Origin of the sequence: Dyella sp. KRB-257 (assembly GCF_049445995.1) — a bacterium.
Classification (GTDB): Bacteria; Pseudomonadota; Gammaproteobacteria; order Xanthomonadales; family Rhodanobacteraceae; genus Dyella_A.
Genome location: NZ_JBMSDZ010000002.1, coordinates 131,054 through 149,063, shown reverse-complemented (window position 1 = coordinate 149,063; position 18,010 = coordinate 131,054). Strand labels below are relative to the sequence as shown.

General features: G+C 63.1%; 14 protein-coding genes. 4 read left to right on the top strand and 10 right to left on the bottom strand.

What is annotated here, in order from left to right; all coding sequences use genetic code 11:
- Window positions 1-237 precede the first annotated feature (237 nt).
- The 5 genes from cheD to ACO2Q2_RS02120 form a co-directional block, all read right to left on the bottom strand.
- A complete protein-coding gene (gene cheD / locus ACO2Q2_RS02140; RefSeq protein WP_423254125.1) occupies window positions 238-906 on the bottom strand; it encodes a chemoreceptor glutamine deamidase CheD in 669 nt (222 codons plus the stop codon).
- On the bottom strand, window positions 903-1,796 hold the full coding sequence (locus ACO2Q2_RS02135; RefSeq protein ID WP_423254124.1) for a CheR family methyltransferase: 894 nt from the start codon (window positions 1,794-1,796) through the stop codon (window positions 903-905). The genes cheD and ACO2Q2_RS02135 overlap by 4 nt, the downstream gene beginning before the upstream one ends.
- 3 nt (window positions 1,797-1,799) lie before the next feature.
- Complete coding sequence (locus ACO2Q2_RS02130) at window positions 1,800-3,530, bottom strand: methyl-accepting chemotaxis protein (protein WP_423254123.1); 1,731 nt, start codon at window positions 3,528-3,530, stop codon at window positions 1,800-1,802.
- A gap of 11 nt (window positions 3,531-3,541) precedes the next feature.
- Window positions 3,542-4,048 carry a chemotaxis protein CheW gene (locus ACO2Q2_RS02125; protein WP_423254122.1) on the bottom strand — a complete coding sequence of 169 codons (507 nt, stop codon included), beginning with the start codon at window positions 4,046-4,048 and terminating at the stop codon, window positions 3,542-3,544.
- Between the two features lie 184 nt (window positions 4,049-4,232).
- On the bottom strand, window positions 4,233-6,329 hold the full coding sequence (locus tag ACO2Q2_RS02120) for a prolyl oligopeptidase family serine peptidase (protein WP_423254121.1): 2,097 nt from the start codon (window positions 6,327-6,329) through the stop codon (window positions 4,233-4,235).
- 158 nt (window positions 6,330-6,487) lie between these two features.
- Here ACO2Q2_RS02120 and ACO2Q2_RS02115 point away from each other — a divergent pair, with 158 nt between their 5' ends.
- The 4 genes from ACO2Q2_RS02115 (at window position 6,488) to ACO2Q2_RS02100 (ending at window position 12,182) form a co-directional block, all read left to right on the top strand.
- The gene (locus ACO2Q2_RS02115) at window positions 6,488-6,913 is read left to right on the top strand and encodes a pilin (RefSeq protein WP_423254120.1); all 426 of its coding nucleotides are present in this window, start codon (window positions 6,488-6,490) and stop codon (window positions 6,911-6,913) included.
- Window positions 6,914-7,263: 350 nt separating this feature from the next.
- Complete coding sequence (locus tag ACO2Q2_RS02110; protein ID WP_423254119.1) at window positions 7,264-7,683, top strand: pilin; 420 nt, start codon at window positions 7,264-7,266, stop codon at window positions 7,681-7,683.
- 419 nt (window positions 7,684-8,102) lie between these two features.
- Window positions 8,103-10,028 (top strand): tetratricopeptide repeat protein, encoded by a 1,926-nt coding sequence (locus ACO2Q2_RS02105; RefSeq protein ID WP_423254118.1) that lies wholly within the window; start codon window positions 8,103-8,105, stop codon window positions 10,026-10,028.
- Between the two features lie 96 nt (window positions 10,029-10,124).
- A complete protein-coding gene (locus ACO2Q2_RS02100) occupies window positions 10,125-12,182 on the top strand; it encodes a tetratricopeptide repeat protein (protein ID WP_423254117.1) in 2,058 nt (685 codons plus the stop codon).
- Between the two features lie 160 nt (window positions 12,183-12,342).
- On the opposite strand, the gene ACO2Q2_RS02095 is transcribed toward ACO2Q2_RS02100, so the two are convergent.
- From ACO2Q2_RS02095 to ACO2Q2_RS02075, 5 genes are all read right to left on the bottom strand, one after another.
- Window positions 12,343-12,984: a class I SAM-dependent methyltransferase gene (locus ACO2Q2_RS02095; protein WP_423254116.1), complete on the bottom strand. Its 642-nt coding sequence runs from the start codon at window positions 12,982-12,984 to the stop codon at window positions 12,343-12,345.
- Between the two features lie 185 nt (window positions 12,985-13,169).
- Complete coding sequence (locus ACO2Q2_RS02090; protein WP_423254115.1) at window positions 13,170-14,108, bottom strand: glycosyltransferase; 939 nt, start codon at window positions 14,106-14,108, stop codon at window positions 13,170-13,172.
- Window positions 14,098-15,597, bottom strand: a complete 1,500-nt coding sequence (locus tag ACO2Q2_RS02085) for a lipopolysaccharide biosynthesis protein (RefSeq protein ID WP_423254114.1) — start codon at window positions 15,595-15,597, stop codon at window positions 14,098-14,100. Before ACO2Q2_RS02085 ends, ACO2Q2_RS02090 begins: the two co-directional genes overlap by 11 nt.
- Complete coding sequence (locus ACO2Q2_RS02080; RefSeq protein WP_423254113.1) at window positions 15,594-16,166, bottom strand: acyltransferase; 573 nt, start codon at window positions 16,164-16,166, stop codon at window positions 15,594-15,596. Before ACO2Q2_RS02080 ends, ACO2Q2_RS02085 begins: the two co-directional genes overlap by 4 nt.
- Window positions 16,163-17,278, bottom strand: a complete 1,116-nt coding sequence (locus ACO2Q2_RS02075; protein ID WP_423254112.1) for a DegT/DnrJ/EryC1/StrS family aminotransferase — start codon at window positions 17,276-17,278, stop codon at window positions 16,163-16,165. The genes ACO2Q2_RS02080 and ACO2Q2_RS02075 overlap by 4 nt, the downstream gene beginning before the upstream one ends.
- Between the last annotated feature and the right edge of the window lie 732 nt (window positions 17,279-18,010).

The window sequence follows — 18,010 nt, the reverse complement described above, 5'->3', positions numbered from 1 at the left end:
GTTCCGTTCGAAGCGAGCGTCATTCCCGCGCAAGCGGGAACCCATTTTGATCTTGTGGCGCCTCCAAGATGGATGACCGGCTCCGCCGTTGAAAAGCACCTCCCGCTTTCGCGGGAATGACGGCTGAAGGTCTGAAGCTCGATTCGCCACTTCCCGCTTGCGCGGGAATGACGACCCAAAGCGTGAGGCCATGTCCGCCACCTTCCGGTTCACCCGGATGACGCCATGCAACCCACCTCAGAACAACTCCACCTCCCCCTTTATCGGATCGTTTGCCAACTGCTTGAGGTATTGCTTCTCGCGCGCCACCAGGGCGAACTCGTCGCGGCCGCGCATCTGCCGCACGCGGACCTTCCCGCTGACCGGAAAGAACTGCACCTGGCGCGGGTACACGTCGCCCAGGTCCGACGCGGTCACCGCCAGGCCTTCGGTGCGCAGGTAGCGCTGCACGAACTCGATGTTGCGGCTGCCCACGTCGGTCATCTGCGACAGCACGCGGCCGCCGCCGAACACCTTCACGTCCCAGTCCTCGCGCCGGCTGCCGGCCTTGAGCAGGGCGTTGATCAGGTGCTCCATCGCGTCGTTGCCGTAGCGCGCCGCGCGGCCCACCGTGGCCGACCAGCTGTCGCGCCCGGCGCCGCGCTCGGCGCTGGGCTCGGGCAGCATGAAATGGTTCATGCCGCCGAGCCTGAGCCGGCGGTCGTGGATGCAGGCGGACACGCACGAGCCGAGCACGGTGGACACCAGCTCGTCCTGCCGGCTCACGTAGTACTCGCCGGGCAGCACCTTGACCGTCATGCGCGCATGCGCCGGATCCCAGAAGCGACGCATGTGCTCGAAGCCGGGCAGCACGGCGCCGGCCCCGCTGCCCGGCACCGAGGGCAGCGCGGGTGCGACGGCGCTCATGGGCGTTTCCGGTAGACGGTGCGCCCGATCAGTTCGAAATCGTTGCTCAGCCCGTGCATCGACTCGGAATGACCGAGAAACAGGTAGCCGCCCGCCGGCAGCATCTGCGCGTAGCGGGCGAACAGCTTTTCCTTGGTCGGCTTGTCGAAGTAGATCACCACGTTGCGGCAGAAGATCGCGTCGAACGGGCCCTGCATCGGCCAGTCGTGCAGCAGGTTCAGCGGCAGGATGGCGACCAGCTCGCGCAGGCGCGGATGCACCGAAACCAGCCCGTCGTACTCGCCCTGCCCGCGCAGGAACCAGCGCTTGCGGCGCTCGTCGCTGACGCCGCCCAGGCGGTCCAGCGCGTAGACGCCCTTGCGGGCGACCTCCAGCGCCTGCGGCGAGAGGTCGGTGGCGAGGATCTTCGCGTCCACCGGGCCGCCGCTGCGTTCGAGCGCCTCGGCCAGCACCATCGCCAGCGCGTACGGCTCCTCGCCGGTGGAGCAGCCGGCCGACCAGATGCGCAGGCGATCGCCCTGCCGGCGCTTGTGCTCCAGCCACTCCGGCAGCAGCTTGTCCACCAGCAGGTCGTAGTGGTGCATTTCGCGGAAGAACGCGGTGACGTTGGTGCTGATCGCACTGGCCAGCTCGCCCAGCTCGGCGTCCGGCTCGCGCCTGAGCACCTCGCAGTACTCGCGGAAATCGCGCAGCCGCAGCGCGCGCAGGCGGCGCTGCAGGCGGCCCTGCACCAGCTGGCGCTTCTGCTCGCTCAGGGCGATGCCGCACTGGTCGTAGACAAACCGGCGCAGGAAGGCAAAGTCCGCGTCGCCCAGCGGCGGCCCGTTCATGGCCGTCGCGGCGCCTGCCGGGTCGGGGCGCACGTCATGCTGGGCCAGGCGTGCGGACATCGGTCAGAACTCCTTCCAGGCACCGGCGTCGGCGGTCTCGGCCGTGCGCTGCGCCGACCGGGCGGCGGCAGGGGCCGGCGCGCTGCGCACCGCGGCGAACACCGCCTCGGCCTCGGCCACCGCCGTCTTCGCCCGCGTGGCCACCGACGGCGCCACGTCGCCCAGGTGCTCGTCGAGCCGGAAGAAGCCCACCTGCTGGGTCAGCTCGGCGGCCTGCTCCTGCATGGCGCGGGCGGCCGCGGCGGCCTCTTCCACCAGGGCGGCGTTCTGCTGGGTCATCTCGTCCATCTGCAGCACGGCGTGGTTCACCTGGTCGATGCCGGCGGACTGCTCGGCGCTGGCCGCGGCGATCTCGGCCACGATGTCGGTGACCTTCTTCACGCTGTCGACGATCTCGGCCAGCGACTTGCCGGTCTGGTCGACCAGCGCGGTGCCGTTGTGCACCTTCTCGGCGCTGTCCTTGATCAGGCCCTTGATCTCCTTCGCCGCGCCGGCGCTGCGCTGAGCCAGGTTGCGCACCTCGGTGGCCACCACCGCGAAGCCGCGGCCCTGCTCGCCGGCGCGCGCCGCCTCCACCGCGGCGTTGAGCGCCAGCAGGTTGGTCTGGAAGGCGATCTCGTCGATCAGGCTGACGATGTCGGAAATCTTGCGGCTGGAGTCGTTGATCGCCTTCATCGCGACCACCGCCTGGGTCACCACCTCGCCGCCGCGCTCGGCCTGCTCGCGGGCGCCGCGGGCGAGCTGGTTGGCGTGGCTGGCGTTCTCGGCGTTCTGCTTCACGGTGGAGGTCATCTGCTCCATCGACGAGGCAGTCTCCTCCAGCGAGGAGGCCTGCTCCTGCGTGCGCTGGCTGAGGTCGTCGTTGCCGCGGGCGATCTGCTGCGCGGCCGTGCTGACCTCACCCGAGCCGTTGCGCACCTCGCTGACGATCGCCGACAGGCGCAGGTCCATGGTGCGGAACGCGTCGAGCAGCTCGCCCAGCTCGTCCTTGCGGTCGACCTGGATGTCGTGGCCCAGCTTGCCCTGCGCGATCTCGCGAGCAACCTTGCCGGCGTAGGCCAGCGTGCGGAGGATCGAGCGGCTCAGCGTCAGCGCCATCACGATGGCCAGCAGCAGGCCCAGCGCCAGCGCGCTGATGCTCACCAGGCGCACCCGCTTGAAGCGGGTCACCTGGTCGTCGTAGATCTGCTTCGCCTCGGCGCGCTGCACGTCCATCAGCCGGTCGAGCTTGTTCTGGCGGGTGAGCAGCAGCGGACGCACCTCCATCTCCAGCACGTCGGCGGCGCCGGCGTCGGCCTGGTTGAGCGCGTCCTCCATGTCCTTGCTGGCGGAACCGTAGTCGGCATCGTCGGCCTGGTACTTCTTGTACTCGGCCTCGACCGCGGGGTTCTTGGGCACCTTCGCGTACTCGGCCTTGAGCTTGGTCAGCTCGGCCTGCAGCGCGTTGTACTCGGCCATTTTCTGCTTGAGCTGGCCGGGCTTGTCGACCATGCCGCTGGCTTCGCTCATCAGGATGAAGGCGAGCAGCGACTTGTTGTTGATGCGCGACACCATGTTGGCCGGCACCATCTCGTCCTGGTAGACGCGGCGCAGCCCCTCGTTCTGCAGCTGCATCGAGCCGAAGCCGATCGCCGCGCCGATCAGCAGCATCAGCGTGAGCAGGCCGAGCACGATGCGCAGGCGCCAGCGGATGTTCAGGGAGGGAATCTTGAAGGCGAGCTTGGGCAATTTCATGTCAGGTCCTGTCAGGCAACGGCTTTCACATCGGCGACCGCCGGAAGGGCGGCTTCGAGCATCTGCGCGTCCTGCGGCTGAAGCAGCTTGTCCACGTCAAGCAGCAGCACCATCCGCTCGTCCACGGCGGTGAGGCCCTTGAGGTATGCGGTATCCACGGTGGTGCCCATGTCCGGCACCGGGCGCAGGTTGGCGGCGTCCACGTCGAGCACGTCGGACACCGCGTCCACCACCACGCCGAAATTGCGCCCGGCGACGGCGACGATCACGGTCACGGTGTTGGCGGTGTATGCCTCGCGCGGCAGGCCGAAGCGCAGGCGCATGTCGATCACCGGCACGATCGCGCCGCGCAGGTTGAGCACGCCCAGCACATAGGCCGGCGCCTGCGGAATGCGCGTCACCGGCGTCCAGCCGCGGATCTCGCGCACGGCGAGGATGTCCACGCCGTATTCCTCGTGCGCGAGGTTGAGGGTGAGGTACTGCGACGGCGGGGCGTCGTGTGGGGAAGCGTCGGACATGGAGGGCCTCGTCTGCGAGAGCGCCGCGCGGCGCTCGCTGTCCTGGAGCAGATCGACCGCATGCGGGGAAACTTGAGCCGAATCCCACAACCGCGCGCGCCCTGCAGGAGGGGCTTTCAGCCCCGACCACCTCACCACACCCACAGCGTCGCGGCTGAAGTCGCTCCCACACGAAACCCACGGCCTACGGGCTTGCGGCGCCCGCCGTCCACTTCTTCAGCCACGCATTCACCGCCTCATGCCACTGCACGCTGTTCTGCGGCTTGAGCACGAAGTGGTTTTCGTCGGGGAAGGTGAGGAACTCGCTGGGAATGCCGCGACGTTGCAGCGCAGTGAAAGCGCCTAGCCCCTGCGTGATCGGAATGCGGAAGTCCTTGCCGCTGTGCACCACCAGCATCGGCACGCGCCAGTCCTTCACGTGGTTGACCGGATTGAAGCGCTCGTAGTTCTCGGGGTGATCGAACGGCGTGCCGCCGTTCTCCTTTTCCTCGAACCACAGCTCTTCGGTGTCGTAGTACATGGCGCGCGTGTCGAACACGCCGTCGTGGTCGACGAAGCACTTCCACGGGCCATTCCACACGCCCGCCATCCAGTACACCATGTAGCCGCCGTAGCTGGCGCCGAGCGCGCAGGCGCGGTCGCCGTCAAGAAAGCGGTACTTCGCCAGGGCGGCGCTCCAGCCGGCCTGGAGATCTTCCAGCGGCCTGCCGCCCCAGTCGCCGGAGATGGCATTGGTAAAGGCTTGGCCGTAGCCGGTGGAACCGTGAAAGTTGACCGTGACCACGGCAAAGCCCTGCCCAGCATAGGTCTGCGGATTCCAGCGATAGCTCCAGCCGTTGTTCATCGCGCCCTGCGGCCCGCCGTGGATGATGAAGGCGACCGGATAGGTCTTGCCGCGCTGGTAGCCGACCGGCTTCACCACATAGCCCTGCACCGGCTCATGGTTGGCGCCGGTGAAGCTGAAGAACTCAAAGTCACCGACCTTCGCATCACGCATCCGGTCGACGTTGAAGTGGGTGACCTGGCGCAGGCCGTGCCCGCTCGTCTTGGCCACGTACAGATCGGCCGGGCGTTTGAGATCATCCCGCGCCAGCAGCAAGGTATTGCCCGTCACGGCATAGCCGCTGACCGTGCCGTCACCCACCAGCAGGTGCACCTTGCCAGTAGTTGGATCGATGGCAAACAACGGGTGTTGGCCGTGATCATCGGCAGTGGCGAGCAGCGTCTTGCCATCCGCAGAGATCGACAGACTGCCTGGTGAGCGATCCCATTGCGGGTCCACCTCGCGCGTGGTGCCGCTGGCCAGATCCATCGCCATGATCGCGAAGCGATCGGCCTCGAAGCCTGGCTCCTTCATCGCCAGGTAATAGAGCGTGCGGCCGTCCGGCGACGGCACCGGATAGGCATCCCATGCCGGGTTGGCCGCCGTGAGATTCTGCGGAGCGGCGGAGCCGTCCACCGGTGCGCGGTAGACATCGAAATTGGTCGACCACGGCTCGCTGCTGCCGGCGATGCGGGCTCCGAAATAGATGCTCTGCCCATCTGGCGCAAACGCCACCTCCTCCATGCCACCGAACGGCTTGCTCGGCACGTCGCCGTCCATGTCGCGGCTGACCAGCGTAGGTTCGGCCGGCAGCTGGCCGCGCGCATCGAAGCTCGCCACGAAGAGCTGGTTGCGCCGCCCGGTCGCCCACGCACCCCAGTGGCGCACGAACAGCTTTTTGTAGAGCGTGCCGGTGGATTTGTCCGACGCGTCGCCGTCCATGCGCTCCTTCGTGCAGGCCAGATCGGCGCAATCGGGATAGACCTCATAGGTCATCGCCACGCGCTTGCCATCCGGCGAGAGAGAGAAGCCGCCCAGGTCCAGCGGGCCATGACTCACCTGGACCGGCGTGCCCGACGCCACACCGTGCTTGCCGATCGCCAGATTCACGCGCCACAGCTGGTCCACGCCGGCGGCCGGGGCCACGTAGAACAGGCTCTTGCCATCCGCCGACCAGCGCGCAGAGCTGCCGCCACTCACCACCTTTACCGGCGCCGCACCGCCGTGCAGGTCCAGCACATAGACCGAATTGACGCCCTTGTTCGCGGCGTAGTCTGTGCTGCGCAGGCTGAAGGCGGCGAAGCGTCCGTCAGGCGAAAGCTGTGGATCGCTCACGCGGTCGAGCATTACCAGGTCATGCACATTGAAGGGATGAGCCCCCGCTGGCGCCGGCCGGGAGCCCGCAGTGGCGACCCATGGTGCAAACACGAGAACCAGCAAGATCGGCAGGCTTTTCATCGCAGACACCCTGTTCCGGAAATGGCTCGGGCATTGTCGCCACTTTTCGCCCCCCTGCCAGCCGGGGGAGCTCTCCGTTCTGTCGAGGTGGTCACGTTCGTCCCTGTGGCTTGGTACAGAACGTGCCTTGTTCCGGGAACTTCCAGGGGGATTTCCACATGCAGCGCTATCGAGCGTCCAACGGCTTTACGTTGATCGAGTTGATGATCGTCGTAGCCATCATTGCCATCCTCGCGGCTATCGCACTGCCGCTTTATAGCGATTACACGGCAAGGTCCCAGGCTGCCGCCGCGCTGGACGAACTCACCCCCGGCCGCACAGCGTACGAAGCCCGGGTAAACGATGGCGACACCGATGCGGCCCTCTACGAGACTGTTGGCAATCTCGGTATGAGTGCAACAACCGAGCGTTGCAACGTGAGCGCCGTTGCTCCAACAGGCGGCGCCGGAAGCCTCAGTTGCAAGATCAAGGGCAATCCTGAAGTTGACGGCAGAACGATTACCTGGGCCAGGAACGGATCAGGAACATGGCGGTGCCAGACCGATCTCGACGCCCGCCAAACCCCCAAGGGCTGCGGCCCCTAGGCGCAAAGCGGAACGCAGATGCGCGGAGAAACGCAGCCAAGAAATGACCTTTCGCGTCCACTTGTGACGCAGAAGGTCTCTCGGCGTCGCAAGTTGCTGTCACGGCGCTGATGTCACGTTCCGCGCCTTCAAGCTTCGCTTGTGAGCTTTCGTGACTCCATGCACAATCGCCGGCGGGGCACCTGTGAGCAAATACCCATGCGGCAGGTATGGCATGTAATCTGCTTCAGTTGCCGCGAGCTTCCTGGTCTTTCCTGACCACGTGAAAAGGGGAACCAGACCCAACAGGGGTATCTGGGCCTGGGGCTCAGGGGGCGTTACGGTTAGTCAACTTGGAAAGAGGAACTCTCATGAAGAACCAGAAGGGCTTTACCCTTATCGAACTGATGATCGTGGTCGCGATCATCGCAATCCTGGCGGCCATTGCGCTGCCGCAGTATCAGAATTATGTGGCCCGCTCGCAGGTGACCGCCGGCCTTGCCGATATCACCCCCGGCAAGACTGCGTTCGAAGAGGCTGTCAACAATGGCGCGACCACCGCACTGACCACCGCTGCGGATATCGGCCTGCAGTCGCCGACGACCCGCTGCAGCACGATCGCTGTGACCCACACTGTCTCCTCGGGCGTGGGTTCCATCAAGTGCACCATCGCCGGCAATCCTAAAGTGTCGGGCAAGACCGTCGAGTGGGATCGCAATGCGAGCGGCTCCTGGAGCTGCGTGACCGGCGGCAGCCTTGACGCGAAGTTCAAGCCGAAGGGCTGCTCATAATAGCTTGCGTCTTAGTTGTCCAGAAGGAGGGACTTAGTCCCTCCTTTTTTTTGAGTCGCGCAACGAAATCTATTGGGCCAACGTGGCGCAAAACTGCCAATCATTAGATTCAGAGGTAAGCGGACGATCTCCGACGGACAACCCGACCACCCGACTCACCGCTCGCCGATGTGGACATCTCAGGATGGCGCGAGTCGGACAAGCTAAATCTCCACCTACAAGTCTTCTGCCGCGAGCTGTTGCCGCATGCCAGCGTGCGCAGTGCGATATCAAAGTCCTTTTGCAACATGAGAGCGTCACTATCCATTTTCCTTTGCGAATATATGTAGCGTCGGGAGGCCAAGTTTTGGCCAGCAACGGAAGCGCCCTGTTCGCCAAGCAGATAAAATCCGTCATCGGGTAGGGCAAGAGAATCTTCTATGAAAGTCCCCGGCATCACGAAGCGATCGATTATCTATTTTGCTGGATGCTTCGCTCTGATCTGTTTTACTTACATGCCGGCGCTGTACGGGACTTTCATATTTGACGACTACCCCGTATTTGCCGACAACAAATTGATTGAGAACGCCAGCTGGACCTGGGCCTACTGGAAAGATGTAGTCCTCTGGTCAAACAGCAACCTTCATCGCCCCCTAGCCATGCTCAGTCTCGCGTTGAATTTCGCCCTCGGCAGCAGCGCATGGGGATTCAAGGCCACCAATCTCGCAATCCACCTTGCGAACGCTTGGCTGCTGTTTCTTCTGGCGAGGCGACTACTGACGATCGCTTGGCTCCGCTACGCGGAGCAGGCTGCCCCGGATCAACCTTCGCACATAGCTGCCTGGGCATTGGTGGTAACCCTGGCATGGGCCGTCCATCCGCTGCAGGTCTCCAGCGTGATGTATGTGGTACAGCGCATGGAGCTTCTCGGCTTCACCTTCACCCTGGTCGGCCTGCTCAGCTACGTGAAGGCGCGTGACAACCAGATGCGTCACGCGCGGGCATGGCCGTGGCTAGTAATTACAGCCCTTTCCGCGGTAGTGGGATACACCGCTAAGGAGACGGCAATTCTAATTCCGGCATACACCTTGATACTGGAATTCACGCTTTTTCGTTTCAAGGCGCATAGCATTGGCGCCTCCAGGGGATGGAAGTTATTTTACGCCAGTGGGTGTGTAGCTGCAGTCGCTGTCCTAGTACTTTACGGGTTACCTCACTACGCCACGCCGGCAGCGTTTTCCGGCCGGAGCTTCAGCGCTTGGGAGCGCACATTGACCCAATTGCGGGCCCTGTGCCTGTACTTGGGATGGATCGTGTTTCCGCTGCCTGGCCACATGCATTTTTATTACGACGGCTACGCTGCCTCCAAAGGCTGGCTCGAGCCCGTCTCCACGCTTGTCGGCGGCTGCTTCCTGCTCGCGCTCGTTGTTGCGGCGCTGGCATTGCGGCGGCGACGACCCTTATTTGCCGTGGGCATTCTATGGTTCTTCGTGGCGCACGCACTCACCAGCGCGCCACTGCCGCTGGAACTAGTGTTTGAGCATCGCAACTACCCGGCCATCTTTGGCATCGTGCTAGCCATCGCTGACATCCTTTGGCTTGTCACACGCAGTGCGCACCCCAAGCTGCCGCAAATACTGGGGATCATCTCGATTGCCGCCCTATGTTTCTTTGCCGTCATTCGCGCAGCCACTTGGGGCAACCCACTGCAGTTGGCGCTGACTCTGGCTGAGGACAATCCATCATCGTCGCGGGCCGGCTACGATCTAGCAACCCGATACATGATGATGTCCGGTGGAGATCCGGCTTCACCGATGTATGCCCGCGCCGTATCCGAGTTGGAGCGGTCGTCGGCACTCCCCAATGCTTCGACCCTGCCCGACCAGGCACTGTTGCTAATGGCCTCCGGCGGCGGGGTGAAACTGGACCCGACCTGGTGGGATCACTTTCTCAGCAAACTGAAAACGCGCCCTGTAGGCCCAGAGGAAAGGAATTCATTGGCGAGGCTCGGTAGGGTTCGCGTCGACGAGGGCAACCAGGGCATCGACGCAAGGAAGCTGGCGATGGCCTACGAGATCGTGCTCGATCGGGCGCCGAGCAGCGAGCTCTATGTGCAGTACGCCGACTTGGAAAGCCTGGTACTGCATGACCAACCTAAAGCCGATCAAGCTCTGAGGCAGGCTGTGGCCTTGAATCGCGCAACCCCCCGCTATGCCGTTCTGCTGGCGAACTATTTCGTTCAGAGAGATCGCCCGCACGAAGCGCTGGTAGTTCTCACCGAAGCAACTCGTCTGACGCCTGCGCTAGATAAAGACAAGGATCTGATCAAGCTGAAAGCGGAGGCCTCATCAAAGACCACCCTATAGCCAATGACACCATTGTCTACCTGGCCGCAATGAACGCACCGCTATGCTCCCAGTAGGATAGGTGGGGAACGCTTACGAGCCTGAAAAGTGCTACCAATGACGACGAAATGGCTACGACAGCGCGCCCCGGCTTTCTGGCTGGTCATGGGGGGGGCGCTGCTAACCGCCGTAGTTTACTGGCCCGGGCTCTCCGGCAGTTGGCTGTTCGATGACTTCCCGAACATCGTCGACAACAGTGGTATTCATTCTTCTAATTTAAGCTTGGCGTCACTGGTGAATGCCGCACTGTCGTCGCCGGCAAGTCAATTCAAGCGCCCACTGGCGTCACTGAGTTTCGCCGCCAACTATCTCGCAACTGGCCTTGCCCCATTCAGTTGGAAGGCAACCAACCTCGCCATCCACCTGCTCAATGGATGGCTGGTCTTTCTGCTCACAAGGGCCCTGCTCTTCTCTGTAGCAGCAAACGCCGCGCGCGACCACGCCCCATCGGAGGAAACCCCATCACCCACACCGGGAAATTCCAGGCGGGTCGGAATAGTCGCCGCACTGACCTCCACCAGCTGGATGCTTCTACCGATCAACCTCACCGGCGTGCTCTACGTCGTGCAGCGCATGGAAAGCCTGGCCAACCTGTTCGTGCTGATCGGCCTGCTTGGTTACGTCGTCGGACGACAGCGCATGATAGGTGGTCGCCGCGGTCCATGGCTGTGCATTTCCAGCGTATTGATGGCGACCGTCCTTGGCTTGCTTGCCAAGGAAACAGCGGTGATGCTCCCGTTGTATGCCTTTCTGATCGAGTGGCTGGTGTTCCGCCTCGCCTCTAGCCGCGGCCTGCATGAGGGCAGGTGCGAACATCGCGGACTGAAATGGTTTTTTGCCCTAGCACTCGCCTTGCCCATGAGTGCAGGCCTGGCCTGGTTGTTGCCTGGCCTGCTAAAGCCATCCGCCTGGGCTACCCGCGACTTCACCCTCGGCACCCGACTGCTGAGCGAATCGCGCATCGTGAGCGACTACGTTGTGTGGACGCTGCTGCCCACGCCCGGAGCTCTATCGTTCTATCACGACGACTTCCGGATCTCGACGGGACTGCTCTCGCCCTGGACAACGCTGGCGAGCATCGCCTTTCTTACAGCCCTGGTCACCGCAGCATGGATGCAGCGCCGACGTCGCCCACTGGTGGCATTGGGCTTGGCGCTCTACTTGGGCTGCCATCTGCTGACCGGCACTATCCTGCCGCTGGAGCTTATCTATGAGCACCGCAATTATTTCGCCAGCTTCGGCTTGCTGCTAGCGCTCATCCCGCTTCTCGCCGCTCCTCGTGGATCGGCTCAGACAACGGCGACAGCACAGCGGGAGCTTGACCGACCGAATCCGTTCGATCTGCCACTGCCCCTGTCACTGCCCAGACATATCGTGCTCGCGGGGCTTATGCTGCTTTGGACAGTCGAAACCTCGCAGACCGCAACCGCCTGGGGCAATCCACTGAGCCTCGCACAGGACCTTGCAACACGTGCACCCGCCTCGCCGCGCGCCCAGTATGAGTTGGGCCGCACCTATATCATCTATTCCCGCTACGACCCGCTTTCGCCCTTCGTCGAGTCTGCCTATTCCGCACTGGAGAAGGCGGCCGCCCTACCGAACTCCTCGATTCTCCCCGAGCAGGCGCTGATCTTTATGAATGCTCGCATGGGCCTATCGGTCAAAGACTCCTGGTGGGACAGCCTCATCGCCAAACTAAGTGCCCACCCAGCCGGCGTACAGGACGAAAGTTCGCTCGGCGCGCTTACAAAATGCTCTCGTGAAGGCGCTTGCCATCTTCCTCAAGGACGCATGATGGACGCCTTCCGCGCTGCGATTTCGCACCCGGATCCCAGCGCCCGACTGCTGGCGACTTACAGCGATTACGCGTGGACTGTCGTTGGTGATCACGCGCTTGGACTGAGCTTAATCAAAAGGGCCATAAGCGCTGCGCCCGCGGAGCCCGTGTATCGCACCACCGTCATACGCATGCTTATGGCAAGCGGAAAGTACGATCAGGCTCGGCAAGCGCTTCAGAAGCTGGAGGCCTTAAATTTCGGAGGGCGCCTCAATGGCAGCATTGCCGAGCTTCGCGCCAGATTGCCTCCCATTGAGCGACCACATGGTTGCCAATAGCCTAGGGATCATCACTACCTAGAGCCAGGCGTTGACCGGCTATTGCCCCCACAGCTGTGGAGCGAGTGACGCTGGACGCCTCTTCTGAGCCTGCCCCTCTTTGACGCGCAATCGGTCGTCGTCGACCCTCCACTGCTACTGAAGCTGTTTCACCTTTCGGTCAATCTGCTAAGACTGTCCGATCCGCGGGGCGTGTGAACAACATCAGATCTTCCTCCGGATTGACGCCGTAGAGATCGGGGTCGATGTCCCGCAGCACCACCTCGTGCGGCATCGGCAGGGCCTCAAGCCCGCTCATTCCAATGCGTGCGTAGACATCACGGCCGAACAGACGCACATGGTCTTCCTGACCATACAACTGGACTCGCGCCTCTGGCGACTGGACGCCAGGGTCATCAAGCGTTGCCGCGAGACCGCGGCACCACGGGGTCTGCAGAACCGCGATGCCGCCAGGCGCAAGCACACGGACGATCTCGCCCGTGGCGTGATCGAGGTTGCTAACGTGCTCTAGGACATGGTTGGCGATCACGACGTCGAACGCTCCGTCGCTGAAGGGAATCTCTTCTAGGTTGATGCGCCAAACTTCTGGGCGCGCAGGATACAAGTCCGCCAGCACGTGCAACGCGGGCCGCATGGTGGCGATCCACGCCTTCAGCGGCGCCTCCGGCGCAAAATGGAGAATCCTCGCCCCTCGAAGTCGCTCCGCGACGCCGCCGCGTTCGAAGTAGAGCCGCAGGTGCCGGTCGCGATCGTTGGCGCCGCAGCGCGGACACGCGAAATGGTCGAGGTCACTGCCCACCATGTGTAGAGCCCGCATCAATGGAGGCGCAGCTGTCGAGCCGCCGCGCCAAGGCAGGAAGGCGGGAACGCGACGATCACACACGACGCAATAACGCCAGCGCCCTCCAAGGGCGCGAGCGCCGCCAACGGCCATCGCGATCGCCGAAGCCCTCCACCAACCCAACCTGCCGTTCATTTGCGTCGTTCTCACGGAAAATACACGCCTCGCTTGCGCGACATGGTCGAGCGCACGGCGCTCCACGGCGCGAGCATCGCCTGCGCAAAGCGCCAGCGGAAGCCCGCATGCAGGTCCGGTATCGCACTAATTCTGTCTGTGAAATAGCGTAGGTCGGCGAAGTCGTGCGCGATGCAAGCTTGCACCAACGCCTTGCCCCAAGCGTGCCCCGCCGTGCGTCGCACGGCTGCGGAGGACGCTCCGGCGTCAAGCGCTTCGCGGAAGGCGTCGATCTGGCCATCTGTCACGGCGCGAGGCATCGTCCCGATCATCGAACCGGGAGTCCGCCAACGATGCACGACAAGAGGTTCGTCGACATAGGCAAGCGCACCGCGCGCGGCGAGGCGCATATGCAGACGGTAGTCGATCCAGGGTGGCGACATTCCGAGCACAGCGTCGCGCGCTTCGGCACGGTAGAGCAGCGAACTATGGTTGAGGAAATTGCCGCGGCGGAGAAGCTCGGCGAGATCAATCCGGGACGGAACGCCAGAGTTGAAGACGCCGAGCGGATGATCTTCCGGCGAGATGAGTTCCGCGTTCGTGTAGATCGCCACGATGTCCGGCGAACGCGCCAATACGGTGCATTGCGCGCGCAGCTTCCCCTGTCGCCATGCGTCGTCACCGTCGAGGTGCGCTATCGCGCGACCTTTCGCGCGAGCGACCAGCGATGCCAGGTTGCCACTAGGGCCGAGATTGCGGGACTGGAAGACCGGCACTACGCGTACATCGCGCGTCGCGATGTCGGCAATTATGTTGCGCGTACCATCAGTCGACCCATCGTCACCGACGAGCAATTCGATTTCGCCGTCGAAATCCTGCGCAAGTACCGACTCGAGGCATTGGCGTACATAGGGGGCATGACGATAGGTCGTCACACATACGCTGACGGCGGGTGCGGCATCAACTTGCATGAGCACCCATCCAAGTCTTTACGACCACCCGAGCATCCGCGTCCATCGATACCGCGGCAGCGAAAGTCGTTCCCGTGCCACATGCGAGAGCAACGACGCCCCAGACCCAACCACCCGGCAATGCGTGCGCGACGTGGATGGCAGCGGTGCCGATCACCACTCCCGTGACCAGCGCTGGCAACAGATGTCGCGACATCCAACGCCAGTGCCCACCGGGTAGAAAGCGCGCGTGTACAAACGGCAGCCACACGAGCGCGAACGCCCAGTTGACAAAAGCGAACATGACCGCAGTACGGACCGCATCGCCGCCGGATGCCGACCATGCGACGAGCGGCACCTGCACGAGCATCTGTAGCACCGTGCCGATGGCATGCATGCGCAAAACGCCCCGCGCGTTCTGCAACTGGTAGGCCATCGCCAATAGCGCGGCACCAGCATTGCCGATGCCGTACAGCCACGCGATCCGCATGGGATCGATGCCGTCGACTGAAACGCGCAGCGATGGGACCAACATCCTGGCACCGATGGCGATCGCCACGACAACGGCGCAAGCCATCGCCACCGTCAATGTCGTAGCAATTCCATACAGCTCACCGAGCTTCACTTCTTCCTGGCCCGCGACGTGCCTCGTCATGCGCGGCAGTACCGCGCCATGCACGGATCCGACCGCGAGCAGGATGACGGAGGCGACATGCACCCCGAGCGAGTAAGCACCATACCCCCGCAACCTGAGGCTTTCGGCAAGCAGCGCCTTGTCAATCTGCGATGTCAATAACCACATAGCCGACAGTCCAGCTATGCCAAAGGCGAAACGCAGGTGGCGTGACAGGTCCGCGCGTGCCACCGGCATCGGTTCGACTGGCAGCGCGCGACGCAACGCTCGTTGATACGCGATGTACTCGGCGAAGGAAATCGGCACCTGCAAAGCAAAGAAGCCGATGACCCCGGTACCCGTCGCCATGGCGAACAGCAATGCACCAAACGTGCGCGCAACAGCCGCAGCGGCCTGCACCGCATTGGCGCTCGATTGCAGTTCAAGCGCCATCAGCGACGCACGCCCAAGTCCAGCCACCAGGCGAACGGCCAGGGCGCCCGCCATCCACCAGAGCGCCAGGCGCACAGTTCTGAAGGGGATAGTCGAGTCGCCAAGCCAATGCCGGGCCAGTGGATCGGCGCCGAACGCGGCGACAAAGACGAACACCACTGCCAACGCGGCTATCGGACGCAGCGCTGCCTGCACCAGTGTGCGCACTTCCCCCAGCGAACGTTCGCGATGCCACGCGACAGCGCGCGCGAGCCCCGCTGTGATGCCCGCATCAAACAGCGGCATGAGCGTCTGTAGCAGCACATACACGCCGACCAGCCCGTACGCACCCGCCCCCATCCAGCGATAGATGAGCGGCGCCGAAAGCACCGCCACCCCGGCGGCCACCGCCGTGCCCGCGAGGTTCGCGACAACGTTGTCGCGTAGGCGAGTCCGTCCGATCACGCGCTTCCTTTGTCCCGCAACTTGCGCTCTAGTTCCAGCAGCGTGCGCTTACGTTCCCCGATTCGTCTCGCCGGGGTGCCCGCATAGATAGAGAATGGCTCGCAAGACTCGCGCACGAGCGACAAAGCTCCGATCGCGGCCCCTTCGCCAAGTTCGACACCCGGCAGGATCACGCTTCCGCTCCCGACGATCACGTGCCGCCCGATGACGACATCCGCGTGCTGGACGCCAGTGTAGGCCCCCGGAACCATCGGGTTGGTCATCGTCTCGCCAGAATAATCATCGTTGCTCGAATAAATCGACACACGTGACGAGATGTTGGCGTAGTCGCACAGCTGGATCCGCCCCTCGCCGATCAAGCTGGAGTAGACGGCGATGTGGACGCGGTCGCCGATCGCGATGCCGCGCTTGCCTGCGCTGAGCACGCAGAAGTCGTCGATTCGGACGTGGTTGCCGAGACGAATACGCTCCGCACCATAAAAGGACGCCTTGCGTGAAATGCGCACGTCCTCGCCAAAGCCCCCGAACCCCGCTTCGCGCAGTTCCTGGCGGGTCAAATGTGCATTCATGCGTTTGCGCGCCTGACGCAATCGATGATGCGTTGCTGATCCGCCTCCTGCAGTTCCGGATAAATCGGCAGGCAGATCACGGAGTCCGCGACTTGGTGCGCGATCGGGAGGCCGGCCCTCGCCGCTGAAGGACGTCCGCGATACATGGGGAAATCGCTGATCAGCGGATAGAAATAGCGACGACCATGTATGCCCGCTTCGCGGAGATTCGCGTAGAGAGTGTCGCGCTCGATCGGGTAATCACGACCAATGAAGATCGGGTAGTAACTGAAGTTCGGGATGTAGTGGTCAAGCGCGCCCAGCACGTCGATGCCGACGACATCGGCGAAAGCAGCATCGTAACGCCGCGCCACTTCGCCGCGCCGAGCTATGCAATCGTCGATGTACTTCAACTGCAATAGGCCCAGTGCCGCCTGGAACTCGCTCATCTTGCCATTTATGCCCGATGCAACCACTGTGGTCTCGCCGGCGAAACCGAAGTTCTTCAGGTAGTCAATACGCTGCTTGGTCTGCGCGTCACGCGAGACGATCGCTCCGCCCTCGAAGGTGTTGAATACCTTCGTGGCATGGAAGCTCAGCACCGAGAGGTCGCCATAATCGGCGAGGGAGCGGCCGTTGTATTGCGCGCCGAAACCGTGGGCCGCGTCATAGATGATGCGCAGCCCATAGGTATCGGCGATCCGCTGCAAGCCGTTGACGTCGGCCGGACGGCCGTAGACATGCACCGGCATGATCGCAGTCGTGCGCGGCGTGATCGCCTCTTCAACGCGTGCGGGATCCAGGGTAAGTGTTTGCGGGTCAATGTCGGCGAACACTGGCTCGACGCCGTTCCATAACAACGAGTGCGCCGTAGCAACGAACGAGTACGGGGCCGTAATAACCTCGCCCGTGATGCGCAGGCACTGTAGCGCTGTTACCAACGCGATGGTCGCGTTGGTGAACAATGACACGTAGGGTACTCGGAGGTACTTCGCCAACGCCTCCTCGAACTCGCGATGAAATGCTGCGCCGTTGGTGAGCTCACGCGTCGCCCAGATGCGTTCGAGCGATGGCAGCAGCTCGTCAAGCGGCGGAAGGAACGGTCGCGTTACGTAGATGGTTTCGTCAGTCACTTAGTTTTCCCGTACGCTCCGCGCGTCAACCGTTCGCCACACCCTGCCACATCACCTTGGTCTACCGCCCAAACACAGCATAGGAGCAGAGCAGGGCGTCATCACCAGCTTCACCACCGCCCGTGCCTCGAAAATTCGGGGGAACATAGCGTTGGTGCATCAGGCGTACCGCGTTCCGGGACAGATAATGGCGCTGCAACGGCGAACGATACGGCCGGACGCCACCCGCTACCAGAACAGCCACACCCTCTCGCCGATACGATGCCTAAACGCAACGCTGGGGTGCATCGTACAGGCCAAAGCCAATCACCAGAATGTCCCGCCCTGCATGTCATCCACATTATCGCCCGCCCCCCCTGACCAGAACCCCTTCAGCGGAGCCGTCTCCCTGAACGATGGCGGCCGCGATCTTCGAGATGACTAGTGGATAGCCGCCGGCTGGCTGCAACATGTATTCGATATCCGACGGTCCTGTAGCGTCTCGTTGAACAGGCCGTCATCGTCCATGACGCTCTTGCGAAAAAGCGCGCTTATCCAACCCGGCATGCTTCCCCGCAGCATCCATAACAAACCGCCCGGCGAAGACGACGCCGTCTCTGCGCCAATCCGCCACGCCGGTACTGACTAAGCTTCCGTCCAGCGGGAGCGACACCGTCACTCCGCGCCAGAACGAGACCCCGGAAAAAGTTTCAAGTCCGGCAACTGCACTTTTGAGAAGCCGGGAAAGAGCAC

What these genes read in the sequence shown, in the direction of transcription:
- ACO2Q2_RS02110 (WP_423254119.1), top strand. Translation starts at nt 7,264, where the DNA reads ATGAAGAACCAGAAGGGCTTTACCCTTATCGAACTGATGATCGTGGTC.
- ACO2Q2_RS02090 (WP_423254115.1), bottom strand. Translation starts at nt 14,108, where the DNA reads ATGCAAGTTGATGCCGCACCCGCCGTCAGCGTATGTGTGACGACCTAT.
- ACO2Q2_RS02100 (WP_423254117.1), top strand. Translation starts at nt 10,125, where the DNA reads ATGACGACGAAATGGCTACGACAGCGCGCCCCGGCTTTCTGGCTGGTC.
- ACO2Q2_RS02095 (WP_423254116.1), bottom strand. Translation starts at nt 12,984, where the DNA reads ATGGTGGGCAGTGACCTCGACCATTTCGCGTGTCCGCGCTGCGGCGCC.
- ACO2Q2_RS02135 (WP_423254124.1), bottom strand. Translation starts at nt 1,796, where the DNA reads ATGTCCGCACGCCTGGCCCAGCATGACGTGCGCCCCGACCCGGCAGGC.
- ACO2Q2_RS02125 (WP_423254122.1), bottom strand. Translation starts at nt 4,048, where the DNA reads ATGTCCGACGCTTCCCCACACGACGCCCCGCCGTCGCAGTACCTCACC.
- ACO2Q2_RS02080 (WP_423254113.1), bottom strand. Translation starts at nt 16,166, where the DNA reads ATGAATGCACATTTGACCCGCCAGGAACTGCGCGAAGCGGGGTTCGGG.
- cheD (WP_423254125.1), bottom strand. Translation starts at nt 906, where the DNA reads ATGAGCGCCGTCGCACCCGCGCTGCCCTCGGTGCCGGGCAGCGGGGCC.
- ACO2Q2_RS02130 (WP_423254123.1), bottom strand. Translation starts at nt 3,530, where the DNA reads ATGAAATTGCCCAAGCTCGCCTTCAAGATTCCCTCCCTGAACATCCGC.
- ACO2Q2_RS02105 (WP_423254118.1), top strand. Translation starts at nt 8,103, where the DNA reads ATGAAAGTCCCCGGCATCACGAAGCGATCGATTATCTATTTTGCTGGA.
- ACO2Q2_RS02115 (WP_423254120.1), top strand. Translation starts at nt 6,488, where the DNA reads ATGCAGCGCTATCGAGCGTCCAACGGCTTTACGTTGATCGAGTTGATG.
- ACO2Q2_RS02120 (WP_423254121.1), bottom strand. Translation starts at nt 6,329, where the DNA reads ATGAAAAGCCTGCCGATCTTGCTGGTTCTCGTGTTTGCACCATGGGTC.